Consider the following 13574-nt stretch of genomic DNA (forward strand, 5'->3'; position numbering starts at 1 on the left):
ATCTATCGTTTGTTGTGCCGTTTATGAAGCCATAGCATGGATTCCATTCCGCGATAGCGGTTTTCAGTAATAAATAATACTTAACTGAAAAGGTGAGAAAACATGCAGCGCAATGGCGTTCAGAGCAGTGATTGGTCGATGCCCGCGGAGTGGGTAGCCCATGCGGCGACCTGGATGGTCTGGCCCCACAATCAGCAGTTGTGGGAGTCCGGTTGGGGCGTGACACTCGAGCAGGTTCAAATCGACTTTGCCCGTGTCGCCAACGCCATTGCCCGCTTCGAGCCGGTGAAGATGGTGGTCGATCCGTCCGCGCGGGCCAGTGCCGCGGCCCTGTGCAAGACCAACATCGAACTGATCGAGCTGGCGGTCAACGACAGTTGGTGTCGTGATTCCGGCCCGAGTTTCGTCTGCCATCCGGAGCTGGGCGTGGCCGGTGTCAGTTGGCGCTTCAATGCCTGGGGTGGCAAGTCGGCCCACGACCTGGACGAAAGCCTGGCCCGGCGGGTGCTCGATCACCTCGGCCTGGAAGGCTTCGCCACGCCCCTGGGCAACGAAGGCGGAGCGATTCATGTCGACGGCGAAGGCACCCTGATCACCACCGAGTCAGTGCTGCTCAACCCGAACCGCAACCCTGGCATGACCAAGGCCGAGATGGAGGAGATCTTCAGTCGCCTGCTCGGCGTGAAGAAGACCATCTGGCTGCCGGGCGACCCGGATCACGTCACCGGCGACATGACCGACGGCCATGTCGACGGGGTCTGCGCGTTCGCCCGCCCTGGCGTATTGCTGGTGGATGCCACGCACGACCGCGGCTCGGTGTACGCCGAGGTGGCGCGGGAAAACCGCCGTGCCCTGGAACTGGCCAGGGATGCCCAGGGGCGAAGCTTCGAGCTGATCGACCTGTATGAGGCCAGCGAAGCGGTGGACACCAAGGCTGAGGTGTTCTGCGCCTCCTACACCAATTTCTACATCGCCAACGGGGCGGTCATCATGCCGGCCTATGGCATCGAGGCCGACCAGGCAGCGGCCAAAGTACTGGCGACGGCCTTCCCTGGACGCGAGGTGGTCCCGGTCCAGATCAACCAGCTGGCTCATGGCGGCGGTGGCGTGCATTGCATCACCCAGCAGCAGCCAGCCTGGCCGGTAAGGGGGTGATGTCATGAGTCCACTGAAGATTGCCACCACCCAGATGTCCTGCACCTGGGACCTTGCGCGCAACCTCGACCTGGCCGAACAACAGGTACGTGACGCCGCCGCCCAGGGCGCGCAGGTGATCCTGCTGCAGGAGCTGTTTGCCACACCGTATTTCTGCATCGAGCAGGATCACAAACACCTGGCGCTGGCCGAGGAATATCAGGACAGCAAGGTGCTCAAGCGCTTTGCCGCGCTGGCCAGGGAATTGGGCGTGGTGTTGCCGCTGAGCTGGTTCGAAAAGGCCGGCAACGCCTTTTTCAACTCGCTGAGCATGGCCGATGCCGACGGACGCTTGCTGGGGGTCTATCGCAAGACCCATATACCCAACGCCATCGGCTACCAGGAGAAGGAGTATTTCAGCCCCGGCGATACCGGTTTCCGGGTCTGGGAGACCGCCTTCGGCCGCCTCGGGATAGGCATCTGCTGGGATCAGTGGTTCTCCGAGACAGCGCGCTGCCTGGCGCTGATGGGCGCCGAAGTGCTGCTGTTTCCAACGGCCATCGGTTCGGAACCGGGTGCCGCGGCGCTGGACTCCCGCGATCACTGGCAGATGACCATGCGCGGCCATGCGGCGGCCAACCTCCTGCCGGTGGTGGCGGCCAACCGTGTCGGCCGGGAAGTGGCGACGACCGATCCGACCCTGCAGATGAACTTCTATGGCTCGTCCTTTATCTGCGACCACAAGGGCAAGCTCCTGGCCGAGGCCGACCGCGACAGCACCGGCGTGCTGGTACACAGCCTGGACTTGTCGGCCATGCGCGAAGAGCGCCTGACCTGGGGCATCTACCGCGACCGCCGTCCGGACATGTACGGGACGCTGCTAAGCCTGGATGGTCGACACATCAATGCTCGCTGGAATAGCCAAGGGGTTTGACATGAAGGTTACCTACAAACGATTGCTCTGCTCCCTGGGGTTGGCGCTAAGCGCTGCCGTGTCATCGGTACAGGCGGAGGAAAAGGTCCTGAAGCTCTATAACTGGGCCGATTACTTCGCCGAGGACACCCTCTCCAGGTTCACGGCCGAAACCGGGATCAAGGTGATCTACGACGTCATGGATGGCAGTGAGACCTTGGAGGCCAAGATGATGACCGGCGGCAGTGGTTATGACCTGATCTTCCCGGGCGACACCGTTGGCGAGCGCCTGATGCGTGCCGGCAGCCTGCAGCCGCTGGACAGGTCAAGGCTCACCGCGCTGGAGGATATCGAACCCGGCCTGCAGAAGCTGCGCACGCATTATCTCTACTCGAGCAAGGCCACCATCCCCTATACATGGGGCACCATCGGCGTGACCTACAACGCCGAGCAGATCAACAAGCGCATGCCCGATGCGCCGGTCAACAGCCTGGATATGCTGTTCAAGCCGGAACTGGCCGCCAGGTTTGCCGACTGCGGTATCTCCATGATCGACTCGCCGGACGAGGTGCTGGCTGTGGTACTCAACTACCTCGGGCGTGAACCGCGTAGCGCCAAACCGGAGGACCTGGCGGCAGCCAGTGAACTGCTGCGCAAACTGCGGCCGTACATCCGCAAGTTCCAATCGCAACCGGTGACCGACCTGGTCAACGGCAACCTGTGTCTGTCGCTCGGCTACAGCGGGGACATGACCCAGGCGCAGCGGGCCGCGGATGCCGCCGGCAAGAAGACGACGTTCCAGTACCATATTCCGCGTGAAGGCACCACGGTGTGGATGGATACCATGGCGATCCCCGTCGACGCCCAGCACCCGGAGTACGCCTATGCCTTTATCAACTTCGTCATGCGCCCGGAGAACATGGCAGCCATCAGCAACTTCACCGGTTACCCGACGTCCAACGCCAAGGCCCGGCCGAGTGTCGATCCGATGATGCGCAACAACCCGGATATCTACCTGGACCCAGCCGCCTTCGAGAAGCTGATTCCCGGCAAGGATATTTCCCAGGCCGACATGCGCGCCCGAATGCGCGCCTGGACGAAGTTCAAGACCGAGCCCGTCAACTGAGTGGGCGCCCGCCTCTCATAAGCGGATGTGATTCACGGGCGCTGTCAGTCGCAGCGCCCGATTAGCGTAAACGATTTGATCGAGAGAACAGCAGATGCCGACGCGTCGCCAATTTATCAAGCAGGTTTCAGTGGCCGCCAGCCTGGGTGTGGTGGCTTCCATGGGATTGGGCCTTGACACCCCCCGGGCCTTGGCCGCCGTCAATGGCCGCTGGCTCATGCCCGACGAGAGTGGCAGGCATCAGCGTGCGTTCGTCGCCTTCGGCGCGCAAGCAGCCATCTGGAAAGACTTTACCGCCGATGTACAAGCCGCGATCGGCCGGATTGCACGTACCCTCGCCCAGTACGAGCCGGTCACGGTCTTGTGCCGCGAAAGCGAACGAGACCTGGCCGAAGAACTGTGCGGCAGCGACAACACCACTTTCGTCATCACCGAACTGGACGACATCTGGATGCGCGATATCGGCGCCAACTTTGTCATCACCGAAGCCGGTGAGCTGGGAGCGGTGAGCTTCAACTTCAATGGCTGGGGCAACAAGCAGCAGCACGCCAAAGATGCCCGAGTCGCGGCCCTGGTGGCGAAGAACAGTGGTGCCACTTATCTGCGCAGCGAACTGGTGGGCGAAGGCGGCGGAATCGAAGTCGACGGCTATGGCACCGGCATCATGACCGAAAGCAGCTGGATCAACCCCAACCGCAACCCCGGCTGGAGCAAAGCCGAGGTCGAAGAGGAACTGAAGGCGCGCCTGGGGCTGCGCAAGATCATCTGGCTGCCGGGCATCAGGGGCAAGGACATCACCGACGCCCATGTCGATTTCTACGCCCGCTTTGTCAGCCCCGGGGTGGTGATTGCAAATCAGGACACCGACCCGCAGTCCTACGATCACAAGGTGACACTGGCGCATCTGGATATTCTCAGGAACGCCAGGGACGCCGAGGGTCGCCCGTTGCAGGTGCATACGCTGTCGCCACCGCTAAAGCCACGTAACAGCCGATTCAGCAAGGACAACCCGGACTTTGCCGCAGGTTACATCAACTACTTCGTCGCCAATGGCGCGATCATCGCTCCACAGTTCGGAGACAAGACGGCGGACACCGCGGCCTTCGACCTGTTGTCCGAGTTGTATCCGGAGCACAAGGTCGTCCAACTCGACATCGACGCTATCGCGGCGGGAGGTGGTGGCATTCACTGCGTGACCCATCAGCAGCCCTGGATCTGAATCTACCCGGTAGCGGGACCCTCGCAATCGGCCAGAAGCAGATCATTGAGCTTTATATTCCGCCTGCGCAGCACTCAACGCCTGGACGCGCGCGCCCAAGGCCTTCAACAGCACCGGATCATGCCCATAGATATCCGGGGCATACAGCAAGGCGCCGTCGCTACCGACCTGGACCGTCCAGTAACCGAGCAGGATCGGTACCGGCGCAGCCAGCCTGAATTCACGGGTGGTTCCGCTGGCCAGCATCTCGTCGGTCTTGCCGCGCTCGGTCGGGCTCAGCAGCAGGTCCCGCAGGTGCAACACCTGCTCGACCCGCACACAGCCCGAGCTGAAGGCCCGAGGGCCCTTGGCAAACAGCGGCTGGCTGGGCGTGTCGTGCAGGTACACCGAATAGGGATTGGGGAAACGCAGGACGATCTTGCCCAACGGGTTCCTCGGACCGGCCTCCTGGCGCAGGAGGATATTGCCGGGCCGCTCCCAGTCGACGGCGTCCGCCGCCAACGGATGGCCTTCACTGTCCAGCACCTGCAGGTTCTGCTGGCTCAGGTAGGTCGGATTCAGGCGTAAGGCCGGCAGCTTGTCCTCGCGCATGATGGTCGGTGGCACGGTCCAGGTCGGGTTCAGGGTCATGCGGGTGACCCGCGATTTCAACAGCGGTGTCTGCCGGTCGGCACGCCCCACCTGGAGGCGCGTTTGCCACACGGGCGCGCCGTCGTGGTAGACGCTCAACTGCGCCGCCGCGACATTGACCAGCACCCCATCGGGCTCCAGGTCCGGCGCCAGCCAGCGAAAGCGTTCGAGGTTGATGCGCAACTGCTCGCGCCGTAGCGTCGGGCTGATGTTCAGTTCGGTGAGGGTACCCGGCCCGATCACCCCATCGGCCTGCAGCGAATGCCTTGACTGGAAGTGCATGACCGCGTCAGCCAGCGCCTCGCCGTAGGTCTTTTCAGGACCGGCGGGCAGGCTGTCCAGATAGCCCTCGGCGAGCATTCGCTGCGCCAACGCGGGTACCCGCGCGTCCTCCATGCCAGGACGCAGCAACGGACCTGCAGCGATCACCGGCCAATCCGCCAATGGCTGCTGGCGCTGCGCCGCGTAGGCGCGACGCAGGCTTCGGTACAACTCGGTATTCGGCCGGGCCTGATCGAAAGCCCGGGCCATATCCTTCAGCCCCGTCGCGGCCAGTGTCAGGACCTCGGCGTCCACGTCCCGTGTCGGCGGCTGCGCCTGCCAGAGCGGTTCGAAGCGCGCCTGCTGCAGGCGACCGAAATGCAGGTCCTGCAAGGCTTGCAGGTACTGCCGGCTGATCTCGATATCGCTACACAGCCCGTTGTCGGCCCCCGTATCCAGGGGCAACGGGTAACGCGCCGGATCCAGGCCATCATCGGCCAGCAGCTGCAACTGCGCCCGCAAGGCCGACAGACGCCCGCTGGCGGACCAGACGGGAAGCTCATTCTGCTGCCGGTAAAACGCCTGCAAGCGCAGTTGTGCCGGCGCGTCCAATTGTGCCGCCAGGCCCGGGCAGTCGCTCGACAACTGCGCCAGGACCGACGGCAAAGGGCTGGGTGGATCGCTGAGCGGGTCCTCCGCCCTCGCGACCAGTGGCGTAACGAGCAGGCAAAGGCTCAAGTAACATGCGTGTTTTTTGAACAACGGCTTGACTCCAATCCACGGTCGTCGCATTGATAGTCTACTGGTGCAACAGAGGTGAAAAACCTTCAAACCGCCAGTGACCACGCTGCCCGAAAACCGACGGGATGCGCGAGCCTGTACTGACGGCGGAGGCATTTTTCACATGCTGGCTTCTGGTTATCGACTCTGCCTGATCATTCTGACCCTGGTCGCGCCCTGCGGTTCTACCCTCGCCGCCGGCGGTCCTGAACAGGCGCTGTATCGCAGACTCGCCCACGCGGCTCCAGAACTCAACCCCCTGGTCCTCAAAAGTGCGCTGAATGCCGTGCATTGCGCCATCAATTCCGGCCTCGAGCAATCCGAACGCCTGGCGGTGATCGACTACTCGCTGCCCTCGACGACGCGGCGCCTGTGGATCTTCGACCTGCGCAAGAAGACCCTGGTACTCCGCGACCTGGTCGCCCACGGACAGAAATCCGGGGAAAACTTCGCCACCCAGTTCTCCAACCAGCTCGGCAGCTATCAATCCAGCCTGGGCCTGTTCCGCACCCAGGAAAGTTATGAGGGCACTCATGGCTACTCGCTGCGCATGGACGGCCTGGAACCGGGCTTCAATGACCGCGCCCGCGACCGCGACCTGGTGATTCACGCGGCCGACTACGTAAGCCCCCTGTGGAGCCGGCGCGAAGGCCGCCTCGGCCGCAGCCAGGGCTGCCCCGCCGTACGCCCGCAAGTCGCGCGGCAGGTGGTCGACAAGCTCAAGGACGGCCAGTTCATGTTTGTCTGGTACCCCGACCAGCACTGGCTGAAGGCCTCGACCTACCTCAACTGCAAACCCCAGCAGATGGCCTCGGTTGCCCATCGCTGAGCCGCATGGCATTACGCCCGTTGCGCGATATTCTCGGCCACATCATGTTTCATGATGTGGCGGTTGCTTTGATGATAGCCTTTTGCCGCACGATAATATTTGCGAGAAGGGCAAGAACATGGAGCGGATCGAGCCAACGATGGCAGCCCTCACCCTCCCCCCAGAACTCCCGGATATTCCGGGAGGCAAGCTCATAGGAACGTTCAAGGCCCGGTTCGCCGTCAGGCCTCAGCGTGGGCAGCGCGGCACTGTTCTGCGCTCAATGCTCAGGAAAGGAGAGCTTCGCGTCACCGATGAGGAAGTAGTGCTCATCAAGTTGAGTCGCAAGCTGTTCCAACGTGCCACCGAAACGAAACTGGCCATCCCGTGCAGCCAGATCTTTGATGTGAGAACGATCAAAGGGTACGTCTATTTCGACATTCATTCGCCAGCCGGCACTCAACACGCCGTCCTGTTCGCTTCCAGCCGCAAAGCAGCACAAGAAATCCTCGAATGGCTCCCCCGGCAAGCAACGCCTGCCCATGAGGCGGAGCGAATCGCCCTGTCCAACTACTCCGAACGGATTCTTACACTGGCGCCGATCACATGGATCACCTACGGGCTGATCGCGGTCAACGTGCTGGTTTATCTGGCGATGTGCGCGGGCGGTGTGGGTGTCATGGCGCAGAACATGCCAATGACCGTCAAATGGGGTACGAACTTCGGGCCTGAAACCCTGACAGGTGGGTGGTGGCGCCTGGTCACATCGGTCTTCGTCCATTTCGGTCTGGTTCACCTGATGCTCAACATGCTCACGCTGTATCAGATCGGCCGGCTGGCGGAGCGTCTGTATGGAAGCGGGCGATTCCTGATGTTGTACCTCTTTGCCGGCGTAACCGGCAGTATCGTCAGTTTGCTGTGGCATCCGATGATCAACAGTGCGGGTGCGTCGGGTGCGATTTTCGGGGTGTTCGGTGGATTGTTGGTGTTCGTGGTGAAGTACCGCCACGAGTTACCGAAGTCGATTGCCCAGCAGCAGCGCGCCTCTATATTGGTACTCATCGGGTACAACCTGCTCTACGGTTTTACCCACCCGGGCATCGATAACGGCGCGCATCTCGGCGGGTTGCTGGGCGGTGTGTTACTCGGCTTGACGCTGGCCAGGCCGCTCAACCCGACGGCTCGCACAAAAGTGGCGCTCGAAAGCACCTTGTTTTCCTGTGCACTGGTACTCGCCGTCCTGATCGCATCGGCTTACCCGTTGGCGCACTCCAGCGAGGCCGTCCGTGAAGAGCTGCAATTCAAGACTCTGGTTCTCAGCCTTGGCCCGATCGAGCAAAAGGCAATGAAAGCGATGGCCATACTCCTGCAAAAGCCTACCGATACGCCAGTCAAAAGAGCAGTGTTAGCCGACATCATCTCGCAAGAGGTCGCCCCGCAATGGGACCAGCTGTATACCGCCGTTGACAGATCCCACCTACCCGCCAACTCACCACAAATCGCAGTAAGATCAGCCATGCTGCGCTACTTCGATGACAGCCGGAAAATGTGTCGCCTGACAGCCCTCATGATCGGGAAAGGCCCCACGCCGGATCCGGCACTGCTGGCCGAGGTCAAGACACTCAAGAGCGATTCGATGGAGCAGATCGCCGTGCTTCAGCGAATCGCCGCGGCGGTCAAGCAGCATGGGCTCCACTAGCCGCCCCCTCAATTACCCCCCCTGCGGTTGCAGCCGGTGCAATACCGGCCTATGTTCCAAGCGATGCATTTTATCTGCAACCCACTGCCCTGACCCGCTGTCCATCCAATACGAACTGCCCGTAACGAGGTGACGACATGCCGAACAACTCCCGCCCCGCCGTACTCGAACTGATCGGCAATACGCCGCTGGTGCGCGTCAGCCGTTTCGATACCGGCCCGTGCACGTTGTTCCTCAAACTTGAATGCCAGAACCCCGGCGGTTCGATCAAGGATCGCATCGGCCTGGCGATGATCGACGCGGCCGAGCGCGATGGGCGCCTGCGACCCGGCGCGACTATTGTCGAAGCCACCGCCGGCAACACCGGTCTGGGCCTGGCGCTGGTGGGCCGGGCCAAGGGCTACCGGGTGGTGCTGGTGGTGCCCGACAAGATGTCTTCCGAAAAGGTCCTGCACCTCAAGGCCATGGGTGCCGAGGTGCATATCACCCGCTCCGATGTCGGCAAGGGCCATCCCGAGTACTACCAGGACGTCGCCGCGCGCCTGGCACGGGATATTCCCGATGCGTTCTTCGCCGATCAGTTCAACAACCCAGCCAACCCGCTGGCCCACGAGACCAGCACGGCGCCAGAGATCTGGGCGCAGACCCAACACGATGTGGACGCCATCGTCGTCGGCGTCGGTTCGGCCGGCACTCTGACTGGGCTGACCCGTTTCTTTCAACGGGTGCAACCGGACCTGGAGATGGTGCTGGCCGACCCGCTCGGCTCGGTGGTTGCCGAATACAGCCGCAACGGCACCATCGGTACGGCCGGCTCCTGGGCGGTGGAAGGCATCGGCGAAGACTTCATCCCGTCGATTGCCGACCTGTCCAGCGTACGCAAGGCCTACTCGATCAGCGACGAAGAAAGCTTCGACCATGCCCGCCAACTGCTGCGCGCCGAAGGCATTCTCGGCGGTTCTTCGACCGGGACCTTGCTGGCCGCGGCGCTACGCTACTGCCGCGAGCAAACCGAGCCCAAGCGGGTCGTCACCTTCGTCTGCGACACCGGCACCCGTTACCTGTCCAAGGTCTACAACGACCAGTGGATGAACGACCAGGGCCTGCTGCAGTACAAGCACTACGGCGACCTGCGTGACCTGATCGCGCGGCGTTTCGAAGATGGCCGGGTGATCAGCGTGGGGCCGGACGACACCCTGCTCACCGCCTTCCAGCGCATGCGCCTGGCGGACGTGTCGCAACTGCCGGTGCTGGTGGACGGCCAGCGGCTGGTGGGGGTGATCGACGAGTCCGATATCCTGCTGGGCATGCATGACGACGCGACGCACTTTCGCCTGAGCGTGGCCAGCGTCATGACCGACAAACTGCAAACCCTGGCCCCCACGGCCAGCTTGGCTGAACTGCAGGCCGAGCTGGATCGCGGGCTGGTGGCAATCATCGCCGACGCCTCGGGCTTTCACGGCCTGATTACCCGCGTCGACCTGCTCAATCACTTACGGAGATCCCTCGCATGAGTCAACACGACAAGTCCGCAGCCCCCCGCGCCTTCTCCACCCGTGTCATTCATGCCGGGCAGTCGCCGGACCCGAGCACCGGGGCGCTGATGCCGCCGATCTACGCCAACTCCACCTACCTGCAAGAGAGCCCCGGCGTGCACAAGGGCTTCGACTACGGGCGCTCGCACAACCCGACGCGGTTTGCCCTGGAGCGCTGCGTGGCGGACCTCGAAGGCGGGACCCGGGCCTTTGCCTTTGCCTCCGGACTGGCGGCGATTTCCACCGTGCTCGAATTGCTCGACGCAGGTGCCCATGTGGTCTCCGGCAATGACCTGTACGGCGGCACCTTCCGCCTGTTCGACAAGGTGCGCCAGCGCAGTGCCGGGCATCGCTTCAGCTACGTCGACCTGAGCGACCTCGGCGCCTTCGAGGCGGCGCTGCAGGACGATACGCGAATGGTCTGGGTCGAGACGCCGAGCAATCCCCTGCTGAGCCTCACCGATCTCGCCGCGGTCGCCCGCCTCTGCCGCGACCGCGGCATCCTCTGTGTCGCCGACAACACCTTTGCCAGCCCCTGGATCCAGCGCCCGCTGGAGCTGGGCTTCGACATCGTGGTGCACTCGACGACCAAATACCTCAACGGCCACTCCGACGTGATCGGTGGCATTGCGGTGGTCGGGCAAAACACCGAACTCGCCGAGCGCTTGGGCTTTCTGCAAAACTCGGTGGGTGCCATTGCCGGGCCATTTGATGCGTTCCTCACCCTGCGCGGGGTGAAGACCCTGGCGCTACGCATGGAGCGCCATTGCAGCAATGCCCTGGAGCTGGCGACCTGGCTGGAGCGTCAACCGCAGGTCGCACGCGTCTACTATCCGGGCCTGCCGTCACACCCGCAGCACGAACTGGCGCGCCGGCAGATGCGTGGCTTCGGCGGGATGATTTCGGTGGACCTGAAAAGCGACCTGGCCGGTACCAAGCGCTTCCTGGAAAATGTGCGGATCTTCGCCTTGGCCGAGAGCCTGGGCGGCGTGGAAAGCCTGATCGAACACCCGGCGATCATGACCCATGCCAGCATCCCCGCGCAGACCCGCGCGCAACTTGGCATCGGCGATGGACTGGTGCGCCTGTCGGTGGGCGTCGAGGATGTCGAAGACCTGCGCACGGATCTGGCGCAGGCATTGGCGCGGATCTGAACCAAGGATCGAAGGCCGCCTTTCAGGCAAAGCGGTCTTCGATCGATCACGATAATAGAGAGCGAATCCACGAGTACTGGAAAGTCTTGGGCTCTGATTGATGCTGTCGCCGCCTGTAGCTTCCCAGTCCGAGGTTTGAACAATAGGTGCAAATAGCGGCCTCGTCGATTTGATCAGGGTTTATACCCTCGGCCATCAAAAGAAAGTTGCAATACTTGGAAAGGCTTAACCAGGCTTCCCCATGGGTGGCAACGGCAGAGTTCGCATTATGGGCTGGCCGGCTGGAAAACCATGGGGGCTGCTGGCCAGCCCACAGCGCCCCCTGAATAGACTCTATGTCACGGATCATCTGCAGCTGCACCTCATAGCAGCATTCCATGATGCAGGGACCCAGGGCGACCCTCAAACTGCTCTTATCAACTCCAGCCAGGGAAAAAGCACTGAAAACGTTCTTTATAATGCCAGTGGACAAGCCTTTCCAACCGGCATGAATCGCTGCGACAAAAGGAGTGGTAGTAGAACTCACCAGAACCGGGAGACAGTCCGCAGTCATGACTGCAATGGGTCTCGAAGACTTTGTAAAGACCGCATCAGCGGCGATCTTTCCCGACTCATCGTTGATGCCGGCCTCAACCACCTTGTTGGAGTGTGTTTGGTGCAGGTAAAACGCATTATCCGGTAAACCGTCTTTCGTTGTAGTCCCAAAGCCGTGTTCAATATGAGTGATTGCCGATAATTTTTCAGAAAAATACACGAAGCGTCACCTCGATATAATAAATTCATGCGCTTTCCATCAAGCCTGCTCAAACCCACCAAAGTGGCTGAGCGCCGCATCGATAAAACGTCGGAGTTTGGCGGTTCTCTGACGATTGGCCATATAGAGCAAATTCATGGGTCGGCTCGGCGCTTCGAAATCCGCCAACAGCCGCACCAACTCGCCACTGCGCAGTGCCGGCTCAAGAAAGTCTTCGGAACCCAGGACAATGCCAAACCCATCAAGCGCGGCTGACAGCAGTGCCTTGCTCTCGTTGACCTGCAAACGACTGGCGACGGGGACCTTGTAAACGACGGAGTCTTTGCAGAACTGCCATTCGCGGTCGGCCGGACGGGACCAATAGGCATACCCCAGGCATTCGTGGCTTTCGAGATCAGCGGGTGTTTGTGGCGTCCCGCGCTCAGCCAGATAGATCGGCGCCGCACAGGCCAGCAGCCGATAAGGGGCCAACGGCCTGGCGGTCAAACTCGAATTGGCCAAGGGGCCGATCCGAAAAGCCACTTCATACCCCTCCTCCACCAGATCGACGAAGCGGTCCGTCAAATGCAGATCGATTTCCACCTCGGGGTGGTGACGCAAAAAGTCCGTCACGAAGGGCATGAGGCTACAGGAGCCGAAGGTCACGGGCGCCGTGACTTTCAGTTTGCCGCGCGGGGTATCGTTCATAATCTGCGCCAGGGAGTCGGCCGCCTGGGCTTCACTCAAAATATGCTTGCAGCGCTCATAGTAGGCACTCCCCAGTTCCGTCAGGCTCTGCCGGCGGGTCGTACGGTTCAGCAACCGCGCGCCCAGCCTGTGCTCAAGGGCGGCAACGTGTTTGGCCACCATTTGCGGCGACATGCCCAAGCGTTCCGCGGCGTTGGCATAGGAGCCCGATTCCGCAGCCATCACAAAAGCACTCATGCCCGTAAGGCGATCCAACATTCAACACTCCTGGTAACAAGACTAAGTCTTGAATAGCGATTTATCCCCCATTGATTGCTAATCATCATAGCCTCTCCTACCAATCAGCGGAGAAAGGACATGCGCATAGGTATTATCGGAGCGGGTTTTATCGGGCGCGCAGTGGCGCAATTAGTGATAGCGGCGGGACATGAGGCGATGCTCAGCAACTCACGCGGCCCAAAGACCATGAGTAGCGTGCTCAGCGGCATCCCCTCCAGCCAGGTCGGCACCGTGGAGGAAGCGGCACGCTTTGGCGACATGGTGCTCATGGCAATCCCCCTGGCCCATTACCGCAGCGTGCCGGCCCAGTGGCTGGAGGGCAAAATCGTCCTGGATGCCAACAACTACTACCCGGAACGAGACGGCCGGATTCTCGCTCTGGACCGATTCGAAACCACCACCAGCCGCCTGCTCGCCGAGCATCTGCCCCATGCCAGAGTGGTCAAGGTGTTCAACGCCATCCTCGCTCAGGACCTGGGGCAACACTCGCGCCCGAAAGAGGCCCCCGACCGCCGTGCACTGCCGATCGCCGCGGATGATCCGGTCGCCAAGGCGCTGGTGATCAAATTATTGGACGAGATTGGATTCGATGCGG

11 protein-coding genes and 1 pseudogene are annotated in these 13574 nt (G+C 61.8%); 9 read left to right on the forward strand and 3 right to left on the reverse strand.

The features are described from left to right. The first annotated feature begins 102 nt into the window (after positions 1–102). The 4 genes from NUH87_RS03605 to NUH87_RS03620 all read left to right on the forward strand — a co-directional run bounded on the left by NUH87_RS03605 (position 103) and on the right by NUH87_RS03620 (position 4392). Positions 103–1155: an agmatine deiminase family protein gene (locus NUH87_RS03605; RefSeq protein WP_338524757.1), complete on the forward strand. Its 1053-nt coding sequence runs from the start codon at positions 103–105 to the stop codon at positions 1153–1155. Positions 1156–1159: 4 nt separating this feature from the next. Continuing rightward, positions 1160–2068: an N-carbamoylputrescine amidase gene (gene aguB, locus NUH87_RS03610; RefSeq protein WP_338524758.1), complete on the forward strand. Its 909-nt coding sequence runs from the start codon at positions 1160–1162 to the stop codon at positions 2066–2068. A 1-nt stretch (position 2069) separates the two neighbouring features. After that, entirely contained in the window at positions 2070–3173 is a 1104-nt protein-coding gene (locus NUH87_RS03615) for an extracellular solute-binding protein (protein WP_338524759.1), read from the forward strand. Between the two features lie 94 nt (positions 3174–3267). Continuing rightward, on the forward strand, positions 3268–4392 hold the full coding sequence (locus NUH87_RS03620; protein WP_338524760.1) for an agmatine deiminase family protein: 1125 nt from the start codon (positions 3268–3270) through the stop codon (positions 4390–4392). A 42-nt stretch (positions 4393–4434) separates the two neighbouring features. Here NUH87_RS03620 and NUH87_RS03625 read toward each other — a convergent pair whose 3' ends face one another. Further along, complete coding sequence (locus tag NUH87_RS03625) at positions 4435–6045, reverse strand: L,D-transpeptidase family protein (protein WP_338524761.1); 1611 nt, start codon at positions 6043–6045, stop codon at positions 4435–4437. A gap of 142 nt (positions 6046–6187) precedes the next feature. Here NUH87_RS03625 and NUH87_RS03630 point away from each other — a divergent pair, with 142 nt between their 5' ends. The 4 genes from NUH87_RS03630 to NUH87_RS03645 all read left to right on the forward strand — a co-directional run bounded on the left by NUH87_RS03630 (position 6188) and on the right by NUH87_RS03645 (position 11259). Then, positions 6188–6892, forward strand: a complete 705-nt coding sequence (locus NUH87_RS03630; protein WP_338524762.1) for a murein L,D-transpeptidase catalytic domain family protein — start codon at positions 6188–6190, stop codon at positions 6890–6892. A gap of 82 nt (positions 6893–6974) precedes the next feature. After that, positions 6975–8570: a rhomboid family intramembrane serine protease gene (locus tag NUH87_RS03635; protein WP_338524763.1), complete on the forward strand. Its 1596-nt coding sequence runs from the start codon at positions 6975–6977 to the stop codon at positions 8568–8570. A gap of 137 nt (positions 8571–8707) precedes the next feature. Then, on the forward strand, positions 8708–10084 hold the full coding sequence (locus tag NUH87_RS03640; protein WP_338524764.1) for a cystathionine beta-synthase: 1377 nt from the start codon (positions 8708–8710) through the stop codon (positions 10082–10084). Next, positions 10081–11259, forward strand: a complete 1179-nt coding sequence (locus NUH87_RS03645) for a cystathionine gamma-synthase (RefSeq protein ID WP_338524765.1) — start codon at positions 10081–10083, stop codon at positions 11257–11259. Before NUH87_RS03640 ends, NUH87_RS03645 begins: the two co-directional genes overlap by 4 nt. 46 nt (positions 11260–11305) lie before the next feature. Here NUH87_RS03645 and NUH87_RS03650 read toward each other — a convergent pair whose 3' ends face one another. Together NUH87_RS03650 and NUH87_RS03655 are read right to left on the reverse strand one after the other, a co-directional pair. After that, positions 11306–12013 (reverse strand): polyphenol oxidase family protein, encoded by a 708-nt coding sequence (locus tag NUH87_RS03650; RefSeq protein WP_338524766.1) that lies wholly within the window; start codon positions 12011–12013, stop codon positions 11306–11308. Between the two features lie 39 nt (positions 12014–12052). Continuing rightward, positions 12053–12958: a LysR family transcriptional regulator gene (locus tag NUH87_RS03655; RefSeq protein ID WP_338524767.1), complete on the reverse strand. Its 906-nt coding sequence runs from the start codon at positions 12956–12958 to the stop codon at positions 12053–12055. A gap of 99 nt (positions 12959–13057) precedes the next feature. On the opposite strand from NUH87_RS03655, the pseudogene NUH87_RS03660 reads away from it, so the two are divergent. Beyond that, positions 13058–13312, forward strand: a pseudogene (locus NUH87_RS03660) (NAD(P)-binding domain-containing protein); the annotation flags it as partial. Positions 13313–13574 lie beyond the last annotated feature (262 nt).

Source organism: Pseudomonas batumici, assembly GCF_036585405.1.
Lineage (GTDB): Bacteria > Pseudomonadota > Gammaproteobacteria > Pseudomonadales > Pseudomonadaceae > Aquipseudomonas > Aquipseudomonas batumici.